The sequence below is a fragment of the Pseudomonas sp. KnCO4 genome, assembly GCF_045344305.1.
GTDB lineage: Bacteria > Pseudomonadota > Gammaproteobacteria > Pseudomonadales > Pseudomonadaceae > Aquipseudomonas > Aquipseudomonas anuradhapurensis.
Genome location: NZ_CP174199.1, coordinates 1,536,254 through 1,561,794 on the forward strand (window position 1 = coordinate 1,536,254; position 25,541 = coordinate 1,561,794).

16 protein-coding genes and 1 pseudogene are annotated in these 25,541 nt (G+C 62.2%); 11 read left to right on the forward strand and 6 right to left on the reverse strand.

Features of this window, described 5'->3' with window-relative positions; all coding sequences use genetic code 11:
- Window positions 1–55 precede the first annotated feature (55 nt).
- Window positions 56–805: a sulfite exporter TauE/SafE family protein gene (locus ACJA3S_RS07185; RefSeq protein WP_406821316.1), complete on the forward strand. Its 750-nt coding sequence runs from the start codon at window positions 56–58 to the stop codon at window positions 803–805.
- Window positions 806–856: 51 nt separating this feature from the next.
- Here ACJA3S_RS07185 and ACJA3S_RS07190 read toward each other — a convergent pair whose 3' ends face one another.
- Window positions 857–1,708 (reverse strand): LysR substrate-binding domain-containing protein, encoded by an 852-nt coding sequence (locus tag ACJA3S_RS07190; RefSeq protein WP_406821317.1) that lies wholly within the window; start codon window positions 1,706–1,708, stop codon window positions 857–859.
- Window positions 1,709–1,804: 96 nt separating this feature from the next.
- On the opposite strand from ACJA3S_RS07190, the gene ACJA3S_RS07195 reads away from it, so the two are divergent.
- Window positions 1,805–2,023: a DUF1127 domain-containing protein gene (locus ACJA3S_RS07195; RefSeq protein ID WP_186689046.1), complete on the forward strand. Its 219-nt coding sequence runs from the start codon at window positions 1,805–1,807 to the stop codon at window positions 2,021–2,023.
- Between the two features lie 106 nt (window positions 2,024–2,129).
- Here ACJA3S_RS07195 and ACJA3S_RS07200 read toward each other — a convergent pair whose 3' ends face one another.
- Window positions 2,130–3,476: a class II 3-deoxy-7-phosphoheptulonate synthase gene (locus tag ACJA3S_RS07200; protein WP_114169918.1), complete on the reverse strand. Its 1,347-nt coding sequence runs from the start codon at window positions 3,474–3,476 to the stop codon at window positions 2,130–2,132.
- Window positions 3,477–3,593: 117 nt separating this feature from the next.
- Here ACJA3S_RS07200 and ACJA3S_RS07205 point away from each other — a divergent pair, with 117 nt between their 5' ends.
- Together ACJA3S_RS07205 and ACJA3S_RS07210 are read left to right on the forward strand one after the other, a co-directional pair.
- Window positions 3,594–4,349 (forward strand): spermidine synthase, encoded by a 756-nt coding sequence (locus ACJA3S_RS07205; RefSeq protein WP_406821318.1) that lies wholly within the window; start codon window positions 3,594–3,596, stop codon window positions 4,347–4,349.
- Window positions 4,350–4,657: 308 nt separating this feature from the next.
- A pseudogene (locus ACJA3S_RS07210) lies at window positions 4,658–6,371 on the forward strand (DEAD/DEAH box helicase).
- Between the two features lie 224 nt (window positions 6,372–6,595).
- On the opposite strand, the gene ACJA3S_RS07215 reads toward ACJA3S_RS07210, so the two are convergent.
- Window positions 6,596–7,363, reverse strand: a complete 768-nt coding sequence (locus ACJA3S_RS07215; RefSeq protein ID WP_406821319.1) for a DODA-type extradiol aromatic ring-opening family dioxygenase — start codon at window positions 7,361–7,363, stop codon at window positions 6,596–6,598.
- Window positions 7,364–7,464: 101 nt separating this feature from the next.
- Between ACJA3S_RS07215 and ACJA3S_RS07220 the strand changes: the two genes are divergently transcribed.
- Entirely contained in the window at window positions 7,465–8,115 is a 651-nt protein-coding gene (locus ACJA3S_RS07220) for a thiopurine S-methyltransferase (RefSeq protein ID WP_406821320.1), read from the forward strand.
- 69 nt (window positions 8,116–8,184) lie between these two features.
- Here ACJA3S_RS07220 and htpX read toward each other — a convergent pair whose 3' ends face one another.
- On the reverse strand, window positions 8,185–9,072 hold the full coding sequence (htpX, locus tag ACJA3S_RS07225) for a protease HtpX (RefSeq protein ID WP_186689067.1): 888 nt from the start codon (window positions 9,070–9,072) through the stop codon (window positions 8,185–8,187).
- 334 nt (window positions 9,073–9,406) lie between these two features.
- The gene (locus ACJA3S_RS07230; RefSeq protein WP_170028882.1) at window positions 9,407–10,618 is read right to left on the reverse strand and encodes a pyridoxal phosphate-dependent aminotransferase; all 1,212 of its coding nucleotides are present in this window, start codon (window positions 10,616–10,618) and stop codon (window positions 9,407–9,409) included.
- A 167-nt stretch (window positions 10,619–10,785) separates the two neighbouring features.
- On the opposite strand from ACJA3S_RS07230, the gene msrB reads away from it, so the two are divergent.
- Together msrB and ACJA3S_RS07240 are read left to right on the forward strand one after the other, a co-directional pair.
- Window positions 10,786–11,181 carry a peptide-methionine (R)-S-oxide reductase MsrB gene (gene msrB, locus ACJA3S_RS07235; RefSeq protein WP_112251862.1) on the forward strand — a complete coding sequence of 132 codons (396 nt, stop codon included), beginning with the start codon at window positions 10,786–10,788 and terminating at the stop codon, window positions 11,179–11,181.
- Between the two features lie 14 nt (window positions 11,182–11,195).
- On the forward strand, window positions 11,196–11,684 hold the full coding sequence (locus tag ACJA3S_RS07240; RefSeq protein ID WP_406821321.1) for a glutathione peroxidase: 489 nt from the start codon (window positions 11,196–11,198) through the stop codon (window positions 11,682–11,684).
- Here the strand turns inward: ACJA3S_RS07240 and ACJA3S_RS07245 are convergent.
- Window positions 11,674–14,031 (reverse strand): response regulator, encoded by a 2,358-nt coding sequence (locus ACJA3S_RS07245; RefSeq protein ID WP_406821322.1) that lies wholly within the window; start codon window positions 14,029–14,031, stop codon window positions 11,674–11,676. The two genes, ACJA3S_RS07240 and ACJA3S_RS07245, sit on opposite strands and share 11 nt — an antisense overlap.
- A gap of 343 nt (window positions 14,032–14,374) precedes the next feature.
- Here ACJA3S_RS07245 and ACJA3S_RS07250 point away from each other — a divergent pair, with 343 nt between their 5' ends.
- From ACJA3S_RS07250 to ACJA3S_RS07265, 4 genes are all read left to right on the forward strand, one after another.
- Complete coding sequence (locus ACJA3S_RS07250; RefSeq protein WP_170028885.1) at window positions 14,375–15,262, forward strand: ATP-binding protein; 888 nt, start codon at window positions 14,375–14,377, stop codon at window positions 15,260–15,262.
- Window positions 15,263–15,754 (forward strand): GAF domain-containing protein, encoded by a 492-nt coding sequence (locus tag ACJA3S_RS07255; RefSeq protein ID WP_406821323.1) that lies wholly within the window; start codon window positions 15,263–15,265, stop codon window positions 15,752–15,754.
- Between the two features lie 554 nt (window positions 15,755–16,308).
- Window positions 16,309–20,649: a hypothetical protein gene (locus ACJA3S_RS07260; protein ID WP_406821324.1), complete on the forward strand. Its 4,341-nt coding sequence runs from the start codon at window positions 16,309–16,311 to the stop codon at window positions 20,647–20,649.
- 226 nt (window positions 20,650–20,875) lie between these two features.
- Window positions 20,876–25,531: an RCC1 domain-containing protein gene (locus tag ACJA3S_RS07265; protein WP_406821325.1), complete on the forward strand. Its 4,656-nt coding sequence runs from the start codon at window positions 20,876–20,878 to the stop codon at window positions 25,529–25,531.
- Window positions 25,532–25,541: the final 10 nt, after the last annotated feature.

A 25,541-nucleotide genomic window follows, 5' to 3' on the forward strand; every position in this document is an offset into this window, starting at 1 on the left:
GCCAGCCCGCAATGGTTAGCATGCTCGCATCGTGTGTACAGGCAGAGAGGCCCTGATGATCGAGTGGGTGTTGTATATCGTGCTGGGCGCTGCCCTGGGGACCATGGGTGGCCTGTTCGGCATTGGTGGCGGGTTGATCGCGATTCCGGCGCTGGGCGTGCTGTTTGGCCTGGACCAGCAGCTGGCCCAGGGGACGGCACTGGTGATGGTGGTGCCGAACGTGCTGCTGGCGCTGTGGCGCTACCACCAGCGTAACCGCATCGAACTGCGCCACGCCGTGCCATTGTCGCTGTGCAGCTTCGTGTTCGCCTGGCTGGGGTCGATCTGGGCGGTGGGGTTGGATGCGCACTCGATGCGCCTGGGCTTTGTCGGCTTCCTGGTCGCCCTGGCGGTGTGGAACGTGGCGCGGATGTTCATGAAGGTTGCGCCGCCGAGCGCCGAGCTGCGTCATCCCTGGCCATGGCTGGGTGTGCTGGGCAGCTTCGCCGGCACCATGGGTGGCTTGTTCGGCGTCGGCGGGGCGGTGGTAGCCACGCCGATCCTGACCAGTGTGTTCGGCACGACCCAGGTGGTCGCGCAGGGGTTGTCGCTGGCCCTGGCGGCGCCCAGCACCTTGGTGACCTTGCTCACCTATGGGGTACACCACAGCGTTGACTGGGGGGTAGGCATCCCGTTGGCGGTGGGCGGCTTGCTCAGCATCAGCTGGGGCGTGAAGCTGGCCCATGCGTTGCCGGAGAAGGTGCTGCGGACGATGTTCTGCGTGTTCCTGGTGGTGTGCGCGGTGATGCTCGGGTTTGAGCTGTGAGGGCTTTGCGGCCTTGTCGCGAGCAAGGCCAGTGCTACAGCAGCCCCGGGCTCACTTGAACCCTTCGATGATGTAATCGGCCATGCAATCGGTAATCGGTGACGCACTCTGCGTACTGCGCACCAGCATCACATTGGCCACCGGCAACTGCGGCAACCCTTCGTTCTCGCCGAGGATGCGCAGGTTGCCGCCAATCAGGCTGTGCAGCTGCGCGGTTACTGCCAGCCCGGCCGTGACGATGGCAAAAATCGCCGCCAGGCTCGGGCTGGTATAGGCGATGCGGTAATCGATGCCCTGGGCCTCCAGGGCATTGCAGGTCCAGGCCCGGCAGAAGCAGTCACTGTTGAACAACGCCAGCGGTATCGGCCGTTGCTCCTGCGGGCAGAAACCGTCGGCGGCGGCCCATACCAGGCGCTCCTGGCGCAACAGTTGGCCAATTTCATTACCCGGTTCGCGGGTGACGATGGTCAGGTCCAGGTCCTGGCGCAGCATCAGTTGTTTGGACGACTCGCAATGCACCTCTACCTGCACCAGCGGGTAGGCCTGGGCAAAGCTCGACAGGATGGTCGGCAGAAAGCGCATGGCGTAGTCGTCCGGCGTGCCGATCCGGACCACCCCGACCATGTGCGGCATGCGCAGGGTATTGAACACTTCGCCGTGCAGCTTGAGGATACGCCGGGCATAACCCAGCAGCACCTGGCCTTCGGCGGTCAGCCGCACCTGGCGGCCGTCGCGCTCGAACAGCTGGCGTTGCAGGATGTCTTCTTCCAGGCGCTTCATCTGCATGCTCACCGCCGACTGGGTGCGGTTGACCACCTCGCCGGCCCGGGTGAAGCCACCTTGCTCGGCGATGGCGACAAAGGTGCGCAGGACGTCGGCGTCGAGACTCTGGTACTGGGACATTGCATCAATCTCCGAGATGCATGGCATCAGAAACATTCGTTGGATTGATCTTATGCCCGGCCGCAGACTGGAGCCATCAACACGGAGGGCTTCACGATGAAAGGTCATGTCAGCAGCATCCAGCAACCTGCCTTTTCCCTGAACCACCTGTGGCATGCAGCCGTACACCAGATGGCGCGGTGGTTGCAGTTGTACCGCCAGCGTCAGCAGCTGGCCAGCCTCAGCGATGCCACCCTGCACGACCTGGGGTTGAGCCGGGCCGACATCCAGCAAGAGGCCGAGCGGCATTTCTGGGATGATCCGCTGCGTAAGTGAGCGAGGGGCTTGGCTTGGGGTTTTCAGCGCCGGTGAGATCGCGCGCCGCGCGGGCGGCGCGCGATCTCACCGCCAACCTGAACCCCAAGGCATACACCCACCACCCTCAACGCCGTACCTGCTTCAGCGTTTCGGCAATCAGAAACGCCAACTCCAGTGACTGATCGGCATTCATCCGTGGGTCGCAGTGGGTGTGGTAGCGGTCCGACAAGGCATCTTCGGTAATCGGCCGGGCACCACCGATGCATTCGGTCACGTTCTGCCCGGTCATCTCGATGTGGATGCCGCCGGCATGGCTGCCCTCGGCCTGGTGCACCTGGAAGAACTGCTTCACCTCGTCGAGGATCTGCGCGAAGTCGCGGGTCTTGTAGCCACTGCTGGCCTTGATGGTATTGCCGTGCATCGGGTCGGAACTCCACAGCACCTTGCGCCCCTCGCGTTCGACCGTGCGGATCAGCCCCGGCAGGTGGTCGCCCACCTTGCCAGCCCCCATGCGCACGATCAGGTTCAGGCGCCCGGGGTCGTTGGCCGGGTTCAGCGTGTCGATCAGGCGAATCAGCTCTTCGGGGTTCATGCTTGGGCCCACCTTGACCCCGATCGGGTTGTGCACGCCGCGCAGGAATTCCACATGGGCACCGTCCAACTGCCGGGTGCGGTCGCCAATCCACAGCATGTGGGCCGAGCAATCGTAGTAGTCGCCGGTCAGGCTGTCCTGGCGCACGAACGCTTCTTCGTAATTCAGCAGCAGTGCTTCGTGGGCGGTGAAGAAGCTGGTTTCGCGCAGTTGCGGCGCGCTGTCCAGGCCGCACGCGCGCATGAACGCCAGGGTTTCATCGATGCGGTTGGCCAGCTGGTGGTACTTGTCCGCCAGCGCCGAGTTGGCGATGAAGTCCAGGTTCCATTTGTGCACCTGGTGCAGGTCGGCAAACCCGCCCTGGGCAAAGGCACGCAACAGGTTGAGGCTGGCGGTGGCCTGGTGGTAGGCCTGCAGCAGGCGTTCCGGGTCGGGGATGCGGCTCTTGGCGTCGAAGCCGATGCCGTTGACGATGTCACCACGGTAGGCCGGCAGGGTGATGTCACCGATGGTTTCATCGCCCGCGGAGCGTGGCTTGGCGAATTGCCCGGCCATGCGCCCGACCTTCACCACCGGGCAGCCGGCAGCGAAGGTCATGACGATGGCCATCTGCAGCAGCACCTTGAAGGTGTCGCGGATCTTCGCCGCCGAGAACTCGGCGAAGCTCTCGGCGCAATCGCCGCCCTGCAGCAGGAAGGCGCGGCCTTCGGTGACTTCGGCAAACTGCCGGCGCAGCTCGCGTGCTTCGCCCGCGAACACCAGCGGCGGATAGCTGGCCAAGGTCTGTTCGACCTTCAGCAGGTGCGCGGCGTCAGGGTAGGTCGGTTGCTGCTGGATCGGCAGGGCGCGCCAGCTGTCAGGGCTCCACGGTTGGTTCATCTCGGGCTCGGTCTGGTCGGTTGTAGGCTATTGGGCCATGGTAACAGTTGGCGCCGTGCTTGTTGCAGCAAGGGTGTTGGCGGACAATGCGCGTTTTTGCGCGGTTGGGTGGTGAACATGACGACGGAACGGCAAGAGCGGCTACTGGCACGGGTGGAAGATGCCTTTGGCGTCATCAGCGTGTATGAAGTCGACGACTACCGCTTTCTGGAATTTGGCGATGCGATCGAGCAGAGCTGCGTGTTCACCGCCGACCCCAGCTGGCTGGAGTACGACTATACCCGCGCCATGCTGGTCGGGGCGTTGTGCCACGAACAGCCGGAAAGCGCGCTGTTCCTCGGCCTCGGTGCCGGCACGCTGACCCAGGCGTGCATGAAGTTCCTGCCATTGGACGACATCGAGGCCATCGAGCTGCGCCCGGACGTGCCGCGCCTGGCCATGGAATACCTCGGCCTGGATGACGATCCGCGCTTGTATGTACGCATCGGTGATGCCCTGGAGCTGCTACCCACGGCGGAAAAGGCCGACCTGGTGTTCGTCGACCTGTACACCGACCATGGGCCGGGGGTAGGGCACCTGGCATGGAATTTCCTCGAGAATTGCCAGCAGCAGCTCAACCCCGGCGGCTGGCTGGTGATCAACCAGTGGGCCACCGACGACGGCAAGCCGCTGGGCGCGGCACTGCTGCGTGGCTTGTACCACCGGCACTACTGGGAACTGCCGGTCAAGGAGGGCAATGTCATCCTGCTGGTACCGGCGGACCTGGAGCAGACCCTGGACCTCGACGGGCTGCGGGCGCGCGCCGAGGCGCTGGCGCCACGGTTGGGCTACAGCCTGGAAGGGCTGATCCGCGAGATTCGCCCGGCCACCTGATGGCTGCCGCGTCGACCCTGTCTGTGTCCAGCGGATTATCGATTCAGCTTGCGCTGATTGATGGCTCGATACTGGCCGCAGTTCGCGAAAATTTTCCTCACGTCCCTGCACTATTTCGGGTATAGTACGCGCCGGTCTTTTAGCGGACCTCAAAATCAGGTGGTGCAAACCCTCCGAGTCCAGCTTCGGCTGCGCGTCCGCTAGGCGGACTTTCCCAAGTTTTCTTTTTCAATCGTTTTCGCAAATCCCCGCCGCCAAAGCTGCCTGGGTGACCTGTCGGTCTTTCATGGCTTGTGCAGCTTTGGAGCATGGGTCTTTGCGGATGCACCTAGAGGCAGACCCATGACCCAGGAAACCGGCGGCTTCGCCGCTCTCGATCTCAATCCGAACATTGTTGCTGCCGTTCTGGCGACCGGCTACGAAGAGCCGTCCGCCATTCAGCAACAATCGATCCCGATCATCCTCGCCGGTCACGACATGATCGGCCAGGCGCAGACGGGCACCGGCAAGACCGCTGCCTTCGCCCTGCCGATCCTCAACAAGATCGATGTGAGCAAGCGCGAACCGCAAGCCCTGATCCTGGCGCCAACCCGTGAGTTGGCGCTGCAAGTTGCTACCGCTTTCGAAACCTACGCCAAGCAGATGCCGGGCGTGAACGTGGTCGCCGTGTACGGTGGTGCCCCGATGGGCCCACAGCTGCGGGCGATCCGCAATGGCGCGCAAATCGTCGTGGCCACCCCGGGCCGCCTGTGCGACCACCTGCGTCGTGACGAAAAGGTGCTGTCCACCGTGCAGTACCTGGTCCTCGACGAAGCCGACGAGATGCTCAAGCTGGGCTTCATGGACGACCTCGAAGTGATCTTCGATGCCATCCCGGCCAGCCGCCAGACCGTGCTGTTCTCCGCCACCCTGCCGTCGTCGATCCGCTCGATCGCCGAGCGTCACCTGCGCGAGCCCAAGCACGTCAAGATCCAGAGCAAGACCCAGACCGTTACCGCGATCGAGCAGGCCCACCTGATGGTCCACGCCGACCAGAAGATCCCGGCTGTGCTGCGTCTGCTGGAAGTGGAAGAGTTCGACGCGCTGATCGCCTTCGTGCGTACCAAGCAAGCCACCCTGGACCTGGCCGCCGCGCTGGAAGCCAAGGGCTACAAGGCTGCCGCGCTGAACGGCGATATCGCCCAGAACCAGCGTGAGCGCGTCATCGACTCGCTCAAGGATGGCCGCCTGGACATCGTCGTCGCCACCGACGTCGCCGCCCGTGGCCTGGATGTACCGCGCATCACCCACGTGTTCAACGTCGACATGCCGTACGACCCGGAGTCCTACGTACACCGCATCGGCCGTACCGGTCGTGCCGGTCGCGATGGTCGCGCACTGCTGCTGGTCACCCCGCGTGAGCGCCGCATGCTGCAGGTTATCGAGCGTGTTACCGGGCAGAAGGTGGCCGAAGCGCGCCTGCCGAATGCCCAGGCTGTGCTGGATGCCCGCATCAAGAAGCTGACTTCGAGCCTGGCGCCGCTGGTAGCCGAAGCCGAAGCCACCCATGGCGAGCTGTTCGACCGCCTGACCAACGACCTGGGTTGCAGCGCGCGTGCCCTGGCTGCCGCGCTGCTGCGCAAGGCCACCAATGGCCAGGCGCTGGACCTGGCTGCAGTCGAGCGTGAGCAGCCGCTGGTGCCAAGCTTCACCCCGCGTGAGCGCAGTGGTGAGCGTGCTGAGCGTGGCGAACGCCCGGAGCGTGGTGACCGCGAGCGCCGTGCGCCGATGCCGCTGGCCGAAGGCCGTGTGCGTTGCCGTACTGCCCTGGGTGCCCGCGACGGCATCGCTGCCAAGAACCTGCTCGGTGCGATCCTCAACGAGGGTGGCCTGGCCCGTGACGCTATCGGCCGTATCCAGGTGCGCGACAGCTTCAGCCTGGTCGAGCTGCCGGAAGACGGCCTGGAGAAGCTGCTGTCCAAGCTCAAGGACACCCGCGTAGCTGGCAAGCAGCTGAAGCTGCGTCGCTACCGCGAGGATTGATCCTGGCGCAATGAAAAAATCCCCGGCCCAGGTCGGGGATTTTTTGGCCTGTGCCATTTTGGGGCTGCTTTGCAGCCCATCGCGACGCAAGGCCGCTCCTACAAAGGATCGCGTACTCCATGGTGATGCGTAACCCTGGTCGGATCGCGTACTCCATGGTAATGCGTAACCCTGGTAGGAGCGGCCTTGTGTCGCGAAGGGGCGCAAAGCGCCCCCGGCTATCTTCAGTCGAACCGATAGATGTCCATCCCCAACGCCCCCAAGGTAAACCCTTGGTGCACCACGCCAAATTTGCCCCCCGCCCCAAGGGCAAAGAACAGCGGCAGCAGGTGCTCATCGCTGGGATGGTTACGCACCGCATTCGGTGCCAGTTGCCGGTAGTCCAGCAACGCTGCCTGGTCGTCGGCTTGCAGCTTTTCCACCACCCAATCCCTGAACGCTAGCGCCCAAGGTTCGATCACCTCCGGCCCGGCGTGCCAATCCAGTTCACCCAGATTGTGGGTGATGCTTCCTGAACCAATCAGCAGCACACCCTGGCCACGTAGCCCGGCCAGCGCCTGGCCCACCTTGAGCTGCAATGCCGGCCCCAAATGGCTGGGCAGCGAAACCTGCACTACAGGAATGTTCGCATCCGGGTACATCAGCGACAACGGTACCCAGGCGCCATGGTCGAACGGGCGTTGCGGGTCCAGCCGTGCCGGCAGCCCGGCAGCGCTCAGCAGGGTGCTGACCTGCCCGGCAAGGGTGGGCTCGCCCGGCGCCGGGTACTGCACTGCATACAGCGCCTGCGGGAAACCATGGAAGTCATGCCAGGTCTCGGGCCGTTCACTGCCGGTCACCAGCAGTTCGCGGCTTTCCCAGTGCGCCGATACCACCACGATCGCTTTCGGCCGCGCCAGGCTGTTGGCCAGCCCGGCCAGCGCTGGCCCGCTGGCCCCGGGTTGCAGGGCAAGCATGGGGGAACCATGGGAAATGAACAGGCTGGGCAGCATGGCAGGGTCCTGGCGGTTAAGATGTATTCATCTTCGAACAACTACACATCGAAATCCAAACCAAGTTTTACCGGTAAACCATCTAAAAATCGGGAGTGATCATGGAGCCAGCGTTCTGGCAGCAGCGGTGGGCCGACAACCAGATCGGTTTTCATCAGGCGCAGGTGAACCCCTACCTGCAAAAGTATTGGGCGCAGTTGCAGCGGCAGCCGGGTAGCCGCGTGCTGGTGCCGCTGTGCGGCAAGAGCCTGGACCTGGCCTGGCTGGCCGGGCAGGGGCATCGTGTGGTGGGCATCGAGCTGTCGCGGCGGCCGGTGGAGGATTTCTTCCGCGAGCATGGGCTTGATGCCGAGGTGCAGCAGCGCGGGGCGTTCGAGGTCTGGCGCAGTGGCGATCTGGAGCTGTGGTGCGGCGATTTCTTTGCTCTGCAGCCGGAGGATGTCGGCGACTGTACAGGGCTGTATGACCGGGCGGCGGTAATCGCGCTGCCGCCGCAGATGCGCGCACGTTATCTGCAACGATTGTCGGCATTGCTGCCGGCAGGGTGTCGCGGGCTGGTGGTAACCCTGGATTATGACCAGGCGCTGCTGGACGGACCGCCGTTCTCGGTCGGGGATGAAGAGCTGCGTCAAGGCTTGGCCGAGTGGCAGGTAGACGAGCTGGAGGTTGCCGAGGTTATCGAGCAGAGCCCGAGGTTTGTGCAGGCGGGAATTACCAGCCTGTTGGAGAGGGTGTACCAGGTAAGCCGCTGATTACTGTGTTGCCAGGGCAGGCGTGTACAAAAAAGGGCGACCGAAGTCGCCCTTTTTTTGCTGGGTGAATCAACCGCGACGGCGCAGGGCCTCGATACGGTCTTCCAGCGGCGGGTGGCTCATCAGCAAGCCGGCCAGGCCGTGCTTGAGGCCGCCATTGATGCCGAACGCCTTCAAGGTGTCAGGCATGTGCACCGGCAGGCCTTGCTCCACGCGCAGACGTTGCAGGGCGCCGATCATCGCTGCAGTGCCGGCCAGCTGCGCACCGGCCTCGTCGGCGCGGTATTCGCGGCGGCGCGAGAACCACATCACGATCATGCTGGCCAGGATACCAAGGACCAGTTCGGCAACGATGGTCGCCACGTAATAGGCAATGCCCTGGCCTTCCTCGTTCTTGAAGATGACCTTGTCGACGAAGTTGCCGATGATGCGTGCGAAGAACATCACGAAGGTGTTGACCACGCCTTGCACCAGCGCCAGGGTGACCATGTCGCCGTTGGCCACGTGGCCGATCTCGTGGGCCAGTACCGCACGTACCTCATCGGGCGAGAAGCGCTCCAGCAAACCCTGCGATACCGCCACCAGCGCGTCGTTGCGGTTCCAGCCGGTGGCGAAGGCGTTGGCCTCGTACGCCGGGAAGATACCCACCTCGGGCATCTTGATACCGGCCTCGCGGGACAGTTCCTCGACGGTTTGCAGCAACCACTGTTCGTGGCGAGTGCGCGGCTGGCTGATGATCTGGGTGCCGGTGGTCATCTTCGCCATCCACTTGGAGATGAACAGCGAGACGAGGGAACCGGCGAAGCCGAACACGGCGCAGAACACCAGCAGGCTGCTGAGGTTCAGGTCGACCCCGTTGGCGGCCATGAACCCGTTGAAACCGAACAGGCTCAGGGTAATGCTTGCAACCAGCACCACCGCAAGGTTGGTGGCTACAAACAACAGAATGCGCATCATGGTTGTTACGTTCTCCTGACGGATGAGTTGTCGCTTACTGCGGGGTATATAAGGTGCCGGCCGTGCTGATTCAATCGGGTGACTATTTCAAACTGTGTACGGCCGAGTATGGCAGAGGATGGCAGGGGGGCTGTGGGATAGAGCGTTGCAGGATGTAAGAAACGGCTCATGCCTTGAGATCTCCGGTTGCGTTGAGATCGAGCGCCGCGCGGGCGGCGCTCGGTCCCCCAGGCACCGCAAGGCCCAAGCCATGCACCCAGGCTGCCAACCATGGCGCAACAGGTTCGGCACGCGGGCAGCGCGCGATCTCGCCGCCCCCATCACCCGGTTAACCTTACTGCGAATACCCCTTCAGGAAATTGCCAATCCGCCCGATCGCCGCTTCCAGGTCATCCACCCGCGGCAAGGTCACCACGCGGAAGTGGTCTGGCCATGGCCAGTTGAACGCCGTCCCCTGCACGATCAGCAGCTTTTCCGACAGCAGCAGGTCGAGCACGAATTTCTCGTCGTTATGGATCGGGCACACCTTCGGGTCGATCTTCGGGAACGCATACAGCGCGCCCATCGGCTTCACACAGCTCACCCCCGGGATATCGTTGAGCAGCTCGTAGGTGCGGTTGCGCTGCTCCAGCAGGCGGCCCGGTGGCAGTACCAGGTCATTGATGCTCTGGTAGCCGCCCAGCGCGGTCTGGATGGCATGTTGGGCCGGTACGTTGGCACACAGGCGCATGTTGGCCAGCATGTCGATGCCTTCGATGTAGCTCTGGGCGTGGTGCTTGGGCCCCGAGATGATCAGCCAGCCGGAACGGAAGCCCGCCACCCGGTACGACTTGGACAGGCCGTTGAAGGTCAGGCACAGCAGGTCGGGAGCCAGCGAGGCGGTGCTGATGTGCACGGCTTCGTCGTACAGGATCTTGTCGTAGATCTCGTCCGAGAACACCACCAGGTTGTGCTGGCGGGCCAGTTCGAGCATGCCCAGCAGCAGCTCGCGGGAGTACACCGCGCCGGTCGGGTTGTTCGGGTTGATGATCACCAGCGCCTTGGTATTAGGGGTGATCTTGGCCTTGATGTCGTCAAGGTCGGGGAACCAGTCGGCCTGTTCATCGCACAGGTAGTGCACCGGCTTGCCGCCGGCCAGGCTCACGGCAGCGGTCCACAGCGGGTAGTCGGGGGCCGGGATCAGCACTTCGTCGCCGTTGTTGAGCAACGCCTGCATCGACATCACGATCAGCTCGGACACCCCGTTGCCGAGGTAGATGTCCTCGATAGTGACACCTTCGATGCCCTTCTGCTGGCAGTACTGCATCACCGCCTTGCGTGCACTGAACAGGCCCTTGGAATCGCTGTAGCCCTGCGCGGTGGGCAGATTGCGGATCACATCCTGGAGGATTTCGTCAGGCGCCTCGAAGCCAAACGGCGCCGGGTTGCCGATGTTCAGCTTGAGGATGCGGTGGCCTTCCTCTTCCAGGCGCTTGGCGTGCTTGAGCACTGGGCCGCGAATGTCATAGCAGACATTGGCGAGCTTGTTCGATTTGCTGAACTGCATGATGGGATCCCGATTGAGAAAACGCGCTACGCCCCGCCGAAAGGTTTGAAAGGGCAGGAAGCGGGTGCCAGACTGAACGCCTGGCACACGAAGCCAACTAATATACGTGCCACCCGCGCCCCGGAAAAGACGGTGCGCAGTGAAATTCAGCCTGCCGAGGTCCCTACATGCAAAAGATCGAGAAAACCCTGGAACAATGGCGCTCGATGCTCGACCCCGAGCAGTATCAGGTATGCCGCCTCAAAGGCACCGAACGGCCATTCAGCGGCAAGTACAACAGCGAACGCCGTGACGGCATCTACCACTGCATCTGCTGCGGCCTGCCACTGTTCGATGCGCAGACCAAGTTCGATTCCGGCTGCGGCTGGCCGAGCTTCTATGCCCCCATCGAGGACAGCGCGATGATCGAAATCCGCGACACCTCCCACGGTATGATCCGCACCGAGGTCACCTGCGCCCGCTGCGATGCGCACCTGGGCCATGTGTTCCCGGACGGCCCGCCACCGACCGGCCTGCGCTACTGCATCAACTCGGTGTGCATCGACCTGCGCCCGCGCGACTGACCGGAGCCCGCCACATGGCTGAATCGATGCTGGATATCAAATGCGTGACCCTGGGTGGCGAGCACAAGACGCTCGGCGACTTCCCGGGCAAGGCACTGTTGGTAGTGAATACCGCCAGCCAGTGCGGCTTTACCCCGCAATACCAGGGCCTGGAGCAACTGTGGCAAGCCTATCGGGCACGTGGCCTGGTGGTGCTGGGCTTCCCCTGCAACCAGTTCGGCCAGCAGGAGCCGGGCGATGCGCGGGAAATCGCCCAGTTCTGCGAGCGCAATTTCGGCGTGAGTTTCCCCTTGTTCCGCAAGGTCGAGGTCAACGGCCCGGGGGCCCACCCGCTGTTCGTCGAACTCAAGCAGCGTGCCCCGGGCCTGCTCGGTTCGCAGAAGATCAAGTGGAACTTCACCAAGTTCCTCGTCGACCCGGCCAGCGGCCAGGTCAGGCGCTATGCCCCCACCACCAAGCCGCAGGCGCTGCAGGCAGACATCGAGCGCCTGCTCAGCCGTTGACCGGTACCCAGTGGTCGATCAGCGCCAGCAGTTCTTCGCGGCGGAATGGCTTGGCCAGGTAGTCGTTCATGCCTGCCGCCCGGCAGCGCTCACGCTCCTCGGGCATGGCATTGGCAGTGAGGGCGACGATCGGCAGGTCGGGCCAACGGCCGCTCTGGCGGATACGTCGGCTGGCCTCGTAGCCGTCCATCACCGGCATGTTGCAGTCCATCAGCACCAGGTCGAAGGTGTCCTGCTCGAGCATTTCCAGGGCCTCGGCGCCCTGGGTTGCCAGTTGTACCTGGCAGCCCAGCTTGGCCAGCATGCCCTTGGCCACCAGCTGGTTGACCGGGTTGTCCTCCACCAGCAGTATCCGCGCGCGGCCTTGTTCCACGGTGATGGCTGGGCTGGCGAGCGGGTGTTCGGGCTCGAAGCCTTGCAAGGTGCGGCGCAGGGTCTGGTACAGGGCGTTGCGCGCCAGTGGCCGGGCCAGTTGATGCAGCGGGGCGAGGGCGACCGATTGTTCGCTGGGCAGGAAGTTGCCGTAGGCAGTCACCAGCAGGATCGGGGTCTTCAGCGCTGGGCGCAGTTCGAACAGGCGGTCGAGGTCATCGGTGATCAGCAGGTCGATGGCGGCGGCATCCAGCGTGGCGCTGCTGTCATGGCGCTGGTAGGTCAGCCCCCAGGCCGGCAGCAGGTCCTGGAGCAGTTCATCAAGCCCGCTGCCGGCCATGCTCAGTGCCGCCACCCGCCCTTGCAGCGGGGCCGGGGCGATGGCCTCGGTGTGCACGGCCAACGGCAGCTCGGCACTGAAGCGGCTGCCAAAGCCCGGCCGCGAATCGATGTGCAGGCGGCCCTGCATGGCCTTGCACAGGTTATATGTCAGCGCCAGGCCCAGGCCGGTGCCGCCGAACTGGCGGGTAATGCCGGCCCCGGCCTGGGTGAATGGCTGGAAGATCCGTGCCTGGGCTTCTTCGGGGATGCCGATGCCGGTATCGCGCACTTCCAGGCGCACGCCGCCGACAATGGTGGTCAGGCGCACATCGACGCGGCCGAAACGGGTGAACTTGAGGGCGTTGGACAGCAGGTTGCTGACCACCTGGCGCACCCGCGTGGGGTCGCCCAGCACACTGCTGGGGAAGTCGCGGGCAATCAGGCAGGTCAGCTCGACACTCTGCGCGGTGTTCTGCGACAGCAGGTTGGCGGTGTCCTCGACCATCGAGCCCATGTCGAACGGGATGTGCTCCAGCTCCAGCTGGCCGGCATCGAACTTGGACAGATCGAGGATATCGTTGAGCAGCTCGACCAATACCTTGCCTGAGTCATGGGCGATGGCCAGCTGCTGGCGCTGCTCGCTGGGCAAGGGGCTGTCCAGGGCCAGGGCGATCATGCCGAGCATGCCGTTGAGCGGTGTGCGGATCTCGTGGCTCATGTTGGCGAGGAAGGCAGAACGCGCCTGGGCCATGTCCAATGCCCGGCGGCGGGCCTCCTCCAGTTCCTGGTTGGAGCGGCTCAGGCTGTTGTTGCTGGCTTTCAGCTCATTGGTGCGCGCCGAGACGATGTCTTCCAGCTCGTTGAGGTACTGGGTCAGGCGGTTTTCCGCATTGCGGCGCTGGTCGATCTCGGTGGCCATGCTGACGAACTGCTGGTTGGCGACCTTCACCAGCACCCCGATCTCATCGTTTTCGTGGCCATGCGGGCAGTCCAGGCGGGTTTGCCGCGGCTTGCGCGGGTCGCGGCCACTGAGCGCACCGATCACAGTCACCAGCGGCTTGGTCAGCATCATGTAGAACAGCCCCAGGAGGATGCCGGTCAGCACCAGGCTGCGCGCGAAGCCGTTGACCAGGGTGACACCGGCGCGGTCGAGGAAACGGGCGCCGAAGGCGTAGGTGTCCACCTCCAGGTACAGGTTGCCGAGGTAGTCGTCGGGCATGTGGGTCAGGTACAGGCGATCCTCGAACTGGCGCTGCTCGCCGAACAGGAAGTCGCTCAGCGAGCGGTAGCGGTCCTCCATGCGTGGGCGCTGGACATCGGCCAGCACCATGCCGTTGTTGTCGCTCAGCCGCGCGCGGATGACCGCCGGCGATTGCAACAGGCCGCTGGTCAGCTCCAGGGCCAGCTCCGAGTCGATGTTGTAGGCAATGCGCGAGGCCGGGTTGTGGCTGATTTTCAGCAAGGCGCGCACTTCGCGGTTGATGGATGCGTCTTCGCTGGCATAATCGATGCCGATCTGGATGAGACTGAGCAATGTTCCCAGGATGAAGCCGACCAGGACTGTCAACCGGGCTTGCTTGTATGACAGGCGATTGGTGAACTTGATATCCATGAGTGCCGAGCCGGTTCCACGTTCCTTGCGCAGCGCAAGCATAGCCGATCAACCCCGGCTGCTGGTGGGTCTGTCGCACATTCAGGCTTGATTTGCTCAATTGTCAGTGCCGGCCGGTTTGCCGCTGAAGCTGCTCCCGCGGGGTTATCACCGCCCTTGTAGCCCGTGGTGTACCTCTAGGCTCTGTACGAAAAGTCCTGAGACGCAGGTCAGGCAAGGCGAAAACAGCCGAGGAAGCGGAGTGTACTGGAGTACATGAGCATTCCGAGGCTGTTTTCAACGCAGCATGAACAAGTATCAAGGCTTTTCGTACAGAGCCTGTTCGCGGCTGCAGCCGCGAACAGGCCGGCACGGCAGCCTTGAATCTGAATCCGTAGGAGTCGTCATGGACGCCCGCTTGATAGCTTTCCTGGACCGCGCCGAATCGGTACTGGCGCGCCTCGACCCCCTGTTGCCGGCACAACGCCCGGACATCGACTGGGGCACCACCCTGGCCGCGCGCTGGCAGCGCGATGGCCGCAGCGGCTACCTGCTGCCGCTGGAGGTCAGCCTGGACATCCGCCTGAGTGACCTGATCGGTGTCGACCAGCAGCGTGACCAGCTGGGCCGCAACACCCTCCAGTTCATCAACGGCATGCCCGCCAACCATGCGCTGCTGTGGGGCTCGCGTGGCACCGGCAAGTCGTCGCTGGTACGCGCGTTGCTGGCCGAACACGCCAGTGCCGGCTTGCGCCTGATCGAAATCGAACGCGATCACCTGGCCGACCTGCCACGCGTGGTCGAGCAACTGCAGAAACTGCCGCAGCGCTTCATCCTGTTCTGCGACGACCTGTCGTTCGAAGCCGGGGAGGGCGACTACCGGGTGCTCAAGAGCGTGCTCGATGGTTCGCTGGAACAGGCCCCGGACAACGTGCTGCTGTACGCCACCTCCAACCGCCGGCACCTGGTGCCGGAAAAACAGAGCGACAACGAAAACTGGAAAATGGTCGACGGCGAGCTGCACCCCAACGAAGCAGTGGAGGACAAGATCGCCTTGTCCGACCGTTTTGGCCTGTGGCTGTCGTTCTACCCCTTCAGCCAGGAACACTTCCTCAACGTGGTCGAGCACTGGATCGGCCAGCTGGCGCGCCCGGCCGGCCTGCGCTGGCAGCGTGACGAAGCCCTGGACATCCTCGCCGTGCGCTGGGCTACCGGCCGCGGTAACCGTAATGGCCGCTGTGCCTATCAGTTCGCCCGCTACTGGGTCGGGCTGCAATTGCTGGAGCAAAACTGAATGATCGACCTCAATGCCAGTGGCGCCGGACTCGACGGCTACAACCTGCTGGCGGCGCAAGTGCAGGCGCTGTTTGCCGACGAGCGCGACTTCATCGCCAATGCCGCGCAGTTCTCGGCGTTTCTGTATCACCAGGTGGACGACCTGAACTGGGCGGGGTTCTACCTCAACCGCAACGAAGAGCTGGTGCTCGGCCCGTTCCAGGGCCAGGTCGCCTGCGTGCGCATTCCGTTCAGCAAGGGCGTGTGCGGGGCAGCGGCGGCTACCCGCCAGACCCAACGTGTGGAAGACGTGCATGCGTTCCCGGGGCATATCGCCTGTGACAGCGCGTCGAACAGCGAGCTGGTGATCCCGCTGGTGAAGGAGGGCAGGTTGATTGGTGTGCTGGACCTGGACAGCCCGAAGATCGGCCGCTTCAGCGAGGCGGACCAGGCAGGGCTGGAACGGTTGGCAGCGATCTTCCTGCAATTGACGGACTGTTCACTGCCCTAATCGATTGGCATAGCCAATACCCATAAAGGCCCAGTTTCGGGCCTTTTCTTTTCGCTATCCACAGCCATTTAACCTGCCGCGGGTGTATTACGCGCCTAGCATTTCTGTCAGTTTTCAAGTTCAAACCTGGGCGTCCAATGGTGGGCAACTGACGGCAGCCTCTTCGCTGCCGGCTACCATCCGCACCGATCAGTTGCGCACCGTTGCGTATTGCGATGCTTGCCTGCGCGCCATTCTCTACCAGCAGGGCCGGGCCTGGGCGGCCTTAAACCGTAGTTTGTGGTCTGTAGGAAAAACCAGCAAACACACTAACTAAGCCAACTTCAGACTGCGGAAATCTGCTCCCATGATAAATCAGCAATTGTATCCAGCCACCTGACAGTTTTATCAGTAGACAGCCCAGGCGAAAGCTGGCAGGACGTTTACCGCACTAGTAATTTTGCCAGTTGGAAAAGTGTTGATTGCAACGTTCACTGTTGTTTGTCCCCGTCACTGGGTGGCGGCAGGTAACAGCCGTTCAATGGCGCAATGCACTTTCCCCAAGAGGCTTATTCATGAACCGGTTCTCTGCAAGGCTCTTTCCTCCTCCTGCCGATGGCTCTGTTCCGTTGGTTTTACGGCCATTGCTGATTGCCGGGATGACCACGCCCGTCGCGTCAGCCGATGGCGGTATCAATATCGCCACGATCGAAGAAGATCCCAAGGGCTTGTTGTCTGCCATCGACCCTTATCTGGACATGTACGAGGGAGACGTGCTGACGGTGTATATCGAAGGCGAGCCGCTGCCTCCTATCGACGTTAAAGAGACTGATGAGGGGAAGCGGATCTTTTTCTACCTGCCGGCCAACAGGTTCAATGTCGAGTGGGTGGAGAACATTCACTTTGAAGTGCTGCGCAAGGACGCGACGGTGCCCGAACCGTCGGCACCGCTGCGTCTGCGGGTGAAGCGGTATCCCCCGGGCGGCGTCGACAAGGAACCACATCTGCCCGGGCACTCGGAGTTGCCACGGCCCGGTGTGCCGCAAGATGTCATCGACAATGGAGTCACTGCAGAGTGGGCTGCCAAGGGCGTGCCGGTAACCATAGATGCCTACCCTGACCGTGCCTCGCAGGATGTAGTGGTACTGAACTGGGGCAGCGTGAAAGTACCGCGGGTAATCAGTGAAGCCGAAGCAGCAGGTAACGACCCGGTGGAGATCCTGGTCGAACAGGACGTCATCCTTGCTGCTGGTGACTCCGACGCATTGCAACTGAGCCATTGGCCCCATGATGAAGTGTGGAACTATGCCAGCGACCGTTCGCGCCCCACCGTTATCACAGTGGAGGCGGGGGCCTGGCGGCTGGAGGCGCCGATCATCAAGGAGGCGGTCAATGGTGTAATCGACCTGGTCGAGCTCAAAGCCAGTGATGTCACAGTGTTTATCCGTACAGACCAGTCCCCGATCACAGTAGGTGACAGCATCGAATTCACCTGGGTCGGTGCGCCGGCAAGCGGAGAGCCACTTGTCCATCACCAGACGCTGACTGTCGAAAGCGTACCCGCGCTTCTCGAAGCCACGGTTCCCAATCGCCTGGTACGAAGCACGGCCCAGGGTACGGGAGACGCATCCTATGTACTGCGGCCGGCGGATGGTTCTCCAGCGCAGTCGTCGAAGCGGGCATTTGCCCGCATCGAAGGCGACATCTATCAACTGCCGGCGCCGATCGTGCTGGAAGCCATCGAAGACCTGATTGACGAGCGTACCGAATCGGTTTGGGTGCTTGCCGGGCCTTACCCAGGCATGGAGAGTGGCGATGTGGTCGACCTGGTCTGGCGCGGCACGCACGCGAACGGCACTCCCTACCTTTACGAAGAGGAAAAGTTGGCCACAGGCACGGAAGAGCCATTGCAGTTCTACATTGAACGCGAGCACATCGAGGCACTCGCCGGCGGTACGCTGGAGCTCTACTACCGGGTCGCCAATGACCGTGCGGCACTCTACGGGGTGCGTGAATCCGATCGCAGCTATTACCGGGTGACCACGCTGCGCCATACGTTGCCTGCACCAGAGGTGCTCGAGTCGGATGGCGAAGTGCTGGACCCGGAATGGATCTTTCCCAATGGCGCTACCCTGCATGTTGGTTACGCCGATTGGCTTGAGGACGATATCCTGACGTACTACTGGCGCAGCGTGTACCCAGACGGTACGACCAGTGACTGGCTCGAAATTACCCAGGGCCAACTGGGGCGACCGGTGTATTTCCGTATCAGCCCAGCAGTGGTGGAGTTTTCGCATGGCACCGTGATTTTCGCGTTTTACACGGTCAGGCGCGCGGGCACTGGGCAACTCGAAATTTCTAATCTTCTCGAACTGTATATCGGCACACCCATCCCCTTGGCCATCGACGCAGCCGTCGACAGCTACGGTGCTGTCGCCAATGGCGGGATCAGCGTCGACACTGCAATCACCTTGAGCGGTACTGCGCGGGCAAGGTTCGGTGTCGACATGCTCGATGGCGATGCCGAGGTGGGCTCGGCAGGGGCCGATGCCGATGGTGTGTGGTACTTCCCGATGACCGAGCTGGTACCGCGTTCGTATAGCGTCAAAGCGAGGGCCCAGTACGGCAGGCGCCTGGTCTCCGAGCCCTGGGAGTTCACGGTAGTGGCGTATGTCGTGCCCAGCATCACCCGCATTGAGGATTCGCGCCGCGAGCTGGCCGAAGGGGCGACCACGGTCGATACGACTGTAACCGTCTCCGGGCTCGCGAGCCCCGGCCTGCAAATTGAACTGCTCGAGGGCGAAGTGAGTCTGCGTACCGTAGCTGTTGACCCTGGCGGCGCCTGGAGCGAGGATCTCGATGGCCTGACGATCCGTAGTCATGAACTGAAGGCCAGGGCCGTGTATGGCAACAAGGACCTCTCTGCGCCACGTGCCTTCGAGGTGGTCGCCGAGCTGGCACCGACCCTCGACAGTGTGCAGGACTCGCGCGGCGAATTGGCCGACGGCAAGACCACGGTCGATACCCAGATCGTCCTGGCGGGCAAGGCCAGTGTCGGGCAGCCGGTGCAGATCCTGGATGGCACCGTGCCGGTCGATACCGCCCAGGCCGATATTGCCGGTAACTGGACCCTGACCTTGCGAAACCTGCAGGTGAAAGGCTACGCAATCAAGGTCAGGGCGCTCTACGGGCGTGACCAGGAGTCGGCTGTGCGCCGGTTTACAGTGGTCGACTACATCTTCCCGACCATCACCAGCGTCCTGGACTCCCGGGGCGAAGTCCCCGATGGCGGTGCGACGGTCGATACCGCGCTTACCCTGGGCGGCGAAGCGAGTGCCAATGAACAGGTTGAAATTTTCGACGGCAATGCCAGCCTGGGCGTGCCGACCGTCAGCCCTGGAGGCATCTGGACGTTACGGCTCGATCAGCTGCCGATCAAGGTCTATGGCGTCAGGGCCAAGGCACTGTATGGCGCAGGTGAAGAATCGGCGGTAAGGACGTTCACCGTCTATGAGGAAATCAGGCCGAGCATTACCAGTGTCAGGGACAGCGACGGCGAGGTGGCGCAGGGCGGTACCACGGTACATGCGCAGGTGAGCCTGGCCGGCAAGGCCAGTATCAACCAGAAGATCGAGCTTTTCGAAGGTACCAACTCGTTGGGCGCGGTGCCGGTTGATGCAAGCGGCAACTGGAGCCATCCCATGGCCGGGCTCGAGCGCCGCGCCTACAGTTTGACGGCCAAGGCGTTGTATGGCGCTGGCCTGGTTTCGGACGCTCGCACATTCACGGTGGTGGAGGAAGTGGCACCGAGCATCGTCAGGGTGCAGGACAGCCTGGGGGACGTTGCCAACAATGGTTTCACTTACGACTCCAGTGTAACGGTCACTGGCACGGCGAGTATCGGGCGGCGGGTCGAACTGTTCGACGGTGCCACGCCCAAGGGCCAGGCACCGGTCGATGGCAGCGGCAACTGGAGCGCTGTGGTTTCTGCCCTGACCGTCGGCCAGCACCTGGTCAAGGCTGTGGCGTTGTACGGCAGCAAGCTGGAGTCGAGCGGCCATAGCTTCGAAATGCGCCAAGGTGCCACGCCAGTGATCACCCGTGCGGTCGATAGCAAGGGCCAGCCGATTGGTAATGGTGGCCGCACCTATGAAACCGGGCTGACACTTTATGGCACCGCTCAAGCCGGGCTGAAAGTGGAGATGCTGGACAACGGCACGTCTGGGCCCACCGTAGCCGCACCGGGGGGCGACTGGCAGGCACCGATGTCGGGGCTTGCCGTGGGGCGTCATGCGTTCACCGCGAAAGGCCTCTACGGCAACCAGCCGGTTTCCGGCGAGTGGATCGTCACGGTCGAGAACCGGCCACCGTTGCTGATCGACACCAGCCCCATGGTACTCAATGGCAGGCTCTTCGTGCGTGGTGATAATGGCCAGGGGCCCAGCGTGGCGCCGGCCAACACGTCGCGGCAACGCGTGGCCAGTGGCGGGGTACCGCCATATGAATACAGCTCCAGCAATACGGCAGTCGCGAGCGTCGATAGCAACGGTACCGTCAGGTCGCGTGGCAATGGCAGTGCTGTCATCACCGTGCGCGACCAGGCCCAGCAAATGGTGAGCTACAACGTGACGGTGCAGAATGTCATTCGCATGTATCTTATGTCGTCTGCCCAGTACATCGTAGAGTGGGATCGGCGCATCTTCATGAGCGATCTGCGGGAGGTGTTCAGTCAGTACCGGGCAGGCGGTGGGCTTGTCCAGATCGGTTGGCCTGGGGGGACTTATTGGGCTCGTGATCAACGGTTGATCTGGAATCCGCTTCCACGTCAGCAGGCCCAGCATAAGGACATGAACGGCGGCGGAGAGGGATGGTCGGCACAGATCGGCCCTTTGTTCCCAGGCATTCGGTTAGGGTAAAGGTTGCTGAACTGCACGACCAGGCAGTGTTTCGAATAGCTGTGTAGCTGAAGTAGTGTTGACGATAACGGCATTGCTGGCCTGGCCAGCAATGCCGTTTCTGTTTTTGAACCAGGTAGTAACCGATATTTTCATGCTTTTCCCTAGCATTTTTGCCAGTAGCGCCGGTTTATGGCGCGGCGTTCAATGTTTCGTACTTCCCCTCATTCGGTAAAGGAGCTGCGCAATGTTGGACAACGACCAATCGGCAGGCAATATCATTGCCCAGGCATCAGATGACAAGCGCTTGGAGCTTGAAGAACTCTCGATACCTGGTGCTACCGGCCCGGTGTTCACCGACAAATGGGGTATCAACCTTGCGGCGGCCCGTGACAACTTTCCCAGAAACGGCCTGCAATTATATGTCCCGGCGTGGCCGCAAATGGGTGAAGGTGATCGGGTGCGGATTCTGCTCGGTAGTGACGAGGTCAGCAGCCTGAGCATTCCCAAGGAATTGGTAGACGAGCGCCAGACGCTCTTCGTTCCGCCTACGCACCTGCAGAATGGCGATGCTGAACTCAGTTATCGCGTCAAGCGAATGGGGCAGGTAGAGGAGCCTTCGGCGCCGACCAGTATCTACGTCAAGCTCGATCGCCCCGGTGGCCAGGACCAGGACGGCTCCAACCCCGGGCATTCCGAGCTCAAATTCACCCTGCCGGAGGATGTGGTCAGGGACGGGGTGGACCAGGAGCGCGCCAAGCAAGGGGTGGAGGTGACCATCCTGCCTTATCCGTTCATGGCCGAGAATGACAAGATCCGCCTCAGCTGGGGTGGTCAGTTCGTTAGCCATACTGTGACCCGGGAACAGGCGAACAACCCCGAGGAAAATCCCGTTGTGATCCTGGTCGAGGAAGCAGTGATTCTCAAGGCGGGCGATTCGGATGCAAAAGGCTTGGCGATAGCTTTTGAAGTTTATGACCTGGTTGACAACCGTTCCGAGGACTGGAGTGCCGAGCAGCGGGTGGAGGTCGACACCGGCAATGCGCGCCTTGCCGCTGGCATCGTGAAGGAAGCCAGGAACAACGTTCTCGACCTTGAGCTTCTGGGGGATGCCGATGCTACCTTGCAGGTGGTGGCGTTTAATGAAGAGCCGTTCGCGTTGGGCGACAACATCGTGGCCAGCCTGTTCGGCGAGACCGAGGACGGGCGCCCGGTGGATATCACTTATCCGCCCAAGCCAATCGAGAGCTTGCCGGCGGTGCTCGAAATCGGCATTGCCAATGCAGATGTGCGCCAACTGGCCAAGACCCAGGCGAAATTCAGCTATGAGCTGGTCAAGTCGGAGGCATCGCGCCGGGCCCTGGGTGTCCAGGCCTATGAGCAGCAGCGGGCTGAAGGCAGATATCAGTCCAGAGGCCAGTTCGTCGCCATTCAGGGCGAAGCTGTACGCCTGGCCGCGCCGGAGGCATTGGATGCCCAGCAGGGAACCCTGGACCCGGCATTGCCGGTAGCCAGCATCCAGGTGCCCTGGGATGACAGTATGCAGGCGAACGATGTGATTACTCTGATCTGGGAGGGGGAAAGGCCGGATCTGGAGCCATACTTCCCGGCAATCGATCCCCATGACATCAGCAACGGTGAGGCACTGCGCAAGGAGCCGATTCCGTTCCCGGTCGATGGCAAACACCTGAAGGCGATCGAGGGCGGCAAACTGGTGCTGCTCTACACGCTGGAGCGCACCAAAATGTCGCCACGCAGGTCGGAGCGCACGATCACCTTCAACGTCGGTGAACCGCGCGCTGAGTTGCCAGCACCGAGTGTCGGCTACGCAGAGCAACAGGCAGATGGCAGCTGGGTGCTCGATCCCGAAAAGGTACCGTTCGGTGGTACCAAGCTGGTGGTGCAGCGCTATGCGCGTATCAAGATAGGCGATGTACTGTGGTTCAACTGGAAAGGCACGGATGAGGCGTCGCTGGAAGACTATATCGATATCACCACTACCAACTTCAACCGCGAACATTATGATTTGACCATCAGTAAAAAACTGGTAACCGATAACGACGGTCACGCGGTGGTGGCGTCTTACTGGGTCGCGCGGGCGGAGGGAGCAAAGCCCAGTTACTCCGAACCGTTGACGCTGCAAGTCGGGGCGGCTGTCCCGGCGCTTCCGGAGCTGGTCATTAAAGAGGCCACTGCAGAGCGGGTCATTGATCCCGCGCTTGTCGCGGACGGTGCAACGGTGTTAATCGGCGCTGGTGCCGGGTTGCAACCGCAAGACAAGGTACGTATCGACGTGCAGGGGGCGTACCCGGACAATCAGACGCACACCGTGGAGAGGGCAGGTGAACAGGAGTTCAAGATTGCCGCTGAAGTGATCCGGGGTAACGAGAACAGCCAGATCACGGTGACCTATTTCGTCCTCCGGGGAGGTGTTCAGCCAGAACAGCCTTCTGCGCCAGTTGAATTCACAGTGCTTGAAGTCAGCGATCCAGCGCTTCCGGAGCTGGTCATTAAAGAGGCCACTGCAGAGCGGGTCATTGATCCCGCGCTTGTCGCGGACGGTGCAACGGTGTTAATCGGCGCTGGTGCCGGGTTGCAACCGCAAGACAAGGTACGTATCGACGTGCAGGGGGCGTACCCGGACAATCAGACGCACACCGTGGAGACGGCAGGTGAACAGGAGTTCAAGATTGCCGCTGAGGTGATCCGCGGTAACGAGAACAGCCAGATCACGGTGACCTATTTCGTCCTCCGGGGAGGTGTTCAGCCAGAACAGCCTTCTGCTCCGGTTGAATTCACAGTGCTTGAAATCAGCGAGCCAGCGCTTCCGGAACTGGTCATCGAAGAGGCCATTGCAGGAGTCATTGATCCCGCACGTCTCACGGACGGCGCAACGGTGTTCATCGGCGCCGATGCCGGGTTGGAGCCGACGGACAAGGTGCGTATCGAAGTGCAGGGGGCGCACCCGGACGATCAGACGCACACCGTGGAGACGACAGGTAGCCAGCGGTTCAAGATTGCCGCTGAAGTGATCAGGGGTAACGAGAGCAGCAAGATCACCGTGACCTATTTCGTCCTTCGGGGAGGTGTTCAGCCAGAACAGCCTTCTGCTCCGGTTGAATTCACAGTGCTTGAGTTTAGCGAGCCAGCGCTTCCGGACCCGCTCATTGTAGAAGCCAATGAAGAGGGGATCATCGACCCCGAGCGTGTCCGAGACGGTGCGACGCTGTTCATCGCCGCCAGTGCTGGTTTGCAACCGCTGGACAAGGTGCGTGTCGAAGTGACCGGGGCGCACCCGGACACTCAGACGCACACCGTGGCCCAGGCAGGCGAACAGCGCTTCCTGATTGACTACGCCGTCATCAAAGCGAACGAAAACGGCAGCATAGGGGTTACCTATATAGTGCTGCCAGGCGGCAACCCGCCTGAGAAACGCTCGGGTACTGTCGAATACGATGTGCGGACAAATGTTGGTAAAGGGCTGCTGCATATTTTTGGGGCCCGGCATACTCGGGGCGCCCGATGGGGTACCTACAGCTCTCGCTATCTAAAGGCCTATCAGGCCGATACGGGTAAACCGGTGATGGCTGAATGGCGATACAGCGGGAGCAATGAATGGAGCAGTGCACAAGCGTGGTGGGACACTCGGCCGGATCTGCCTCTGCAAGTACGAACCTCGGATGATCAGGTCACATTGAATCCGGTCAATATCATCGGCAATGGTGTTTTTACTACGTCACCGTCCGGAACTGGAGCTTTTGTTGCTCTGCGTAACGATGGGCGCGTTCGGGGCTGGGGCCACGCGAACAATGGCGGGGATCTACCGCCGTTGATCAGAACGCTCGATGATGTTGTCGAGGTGAGCTGTGCAGCCACTGCCTACGCAGTGCGTCGGGTGAATGGTACCGTTATGGTGTGGGGGGATGCCACTAATGGGGGGGACATGGGTGGGGTTTCGCCATATGGGTTCCGTGAAGTATGTGGCAGTGCGTGGGCCTTTGCCGGTATCAAGACAACGGGGTCGGTCGTTGCGTGGGGGAAGAGCACGGATGGCGGGACCGTGCCTGGGCCGATTGCCGGCCATACCGACATTGTACGGATCGTCTCTACGCTTCAAGCCTTCGCCGCATTGCGCAAGACAAACCAGGTGGTGGGATGGGGATTGGAAAGGTCCGGTGGTACTGTGCCAAGCGACATCGGGGCATTAACTGACATTGAAGATGTCATCGGCAGTGCTCATGCGTTTGCTGCCAGGCGCGCCAATGGCACGGTGGTGGCCTGGGGCGCTGGAACCAGCGGCGGTGATTATGGAGCGGTGGCCGACTACACCGATATTGTCCGGCTGTGTTGCTCGAACGATCATGCCTTTGTGGCGCAAAGGGCAACGGGCCAGTTGGTGGCCTGGGGTTCTCCTGGTATAGGAGGCACCCTGCCTCCCGGGTACGGCGAGCTTGACGACATCATCGACGTGGTTGGCTCAGGGGCAGCTTTTGCGGCGTTGCGCCGCAACGGCAGCGTGGTGGCCTGGGGAGGTGTAGATGAATTACCTGCTGAAATTGCGCAACTGACCAACGTGGTGCAAGTAGCCGGCGCCACCTATGCTTTCGCCGTACTCAGCAGCGACGGTACGGTAAAGGCTTGGGGCAACGCCACGGTCGGTGGTGATACTGCCCCGGTGGCCAGTGAACTGGTGGACATCCAGGCGCTTTACGCCAATTTCTTTGGTTTTGTCGCGCTGCGCCGGGATGGCCGGGTGATCAGTTGGGGGCTTACAGCGGGCGGGGGGGATAACTCTGCAGTGCGCGATCAGCTGGATGGGTATGTAACTTATCGCGCTACAAGCTCAAGCCGTGGCCGTGCATTGATGGTTCAGCAGCGGCAGAGCGTCATCGCTGTCAATTGAGCCAACGCAA

What these genes read in the sequence shown, in the direction of transcription:
- ACJA3S_RS07260 (WP_406821324.1), top strand. Translation starts at nt 16,309, where the DNA reads ATGAACCGGTTCTCTGCAAGGCTCTTTCCTCCTCCTGCCGATGGCTCT.
- ACJA3S_RS07190 (WP_406821317.1), bottom strand. Translation starts at nt 1,708, where the DNA reads ATGTCCCAGTACCAGAGTCTCGACGCCGACGTCCTGCGCACCTTTGTC.
- ACJA3S_RS07255 (WP_406821323.1), top strand. Translation starts at nt 15,263, where the DNA reads ATGATCGACCTCAATGCCAGTGGCGCCGGACTCGACGGCTACAACCTG.
- ACJA3S_RS07200 (WP_114169918.1), bottom strand. Translation starts at nt 3,476, where the DNA reads ATGAACCAACCGTGGAGCCCTGACAGCTGGCGCGCCCTGCCGATCCAG.
- ACJA3S_RS07245 (WP_406821322.1), bottom strand. Translation starts at nt 14,031, where the DNA reads ATGCTTGCGCTGCGCAAGGAACGTGGAACCGGCTCGGCACTCATGGAT.
- ACJA3S_RS07205 (WP_406821318.1), top strand. Translation starts at nt 3,594, where the DNA reads ATGACGACGGAACGGCAAGAGCGGCTACTGGCACGGGTGGAAGATGCC.
- ACJA3S_RS07215 (WP_406821319.1), bottom strand. Translation starts at nt 7,363, where the DNA reads ATGCTGCCCAGCCTGTTCATTTCCCATGGTTCCCCCATGCTTGCCCTG.
- ACJA3S_RS07230 (WP_170028882.1), bottom strand. Translation starts at nt 10,618, where the DNA reads ATGCAGTTCAGCAAATCGAACAAGCTCGCCAATGTCTGCTATGACATT.
- ACJA3S_RS07250 (WP_170028885.1), top strand. Translation starts at nt 14,375, where the DNA reads ATGGACGCCCGCTTGATAGCTTTCCTGGACCGCGCCGAATCGGTACTG.
- ACJA3S_RS07240 (WP_406821321.1), top strand. Translation starts at nt 11,196, where the DNA reads ATGGCTGAATCGATGCTGGATATCAAATGCGTGACCCTGGGTGGCGAG.
- msrB (WP_112251862.1), top strand. Translation starts at nt 10,786, where the DNA reads ATGCAAAAGATCGAGAAAACCCTGGAACAATGGCGCTCGATGCTCGAC.
- htpX (WP_186689067.1), bottom strand. Translation starts at nt 9,072, where the DNA reads ATGATGCGCATTCTGTTGTTTGTAGCCACCAACCTTGCGGTGGTGCTG.
- ACJA3S_RS07265 (WP_406821325.1), top strand. Translation starts at nt 20,876, where the DNA reads ATGTTGGACAACGACCAATCGGCAGGCAATATCATTGCCCAGGCATCA.
- ACJA3S_RS07220 (WP_406821320.1), top strand. Translation starts at nt 7,465, where the DNA reads ATGGAGCCAGCGTTCTGGCAGCAGCGGTGGGCCGACAACCAGATCGGT.
- ACJA3S_RS07195 (WP_186689046.1), top strand. Translation starts at nt 1,805, where the DNA reads ATGAAAGGTCATGTCAGCAGCATCCAGCAACCTGCCTTTTCCCTGAAC.
- ACJA3S_RS07185 (WP_406821316.1), top strand. Translation starts at nt 56, where the DNA reads ATGATCGAGTGGGTGTTGTATATCGTGCTGGGCGCTGCCCTGGGGACC.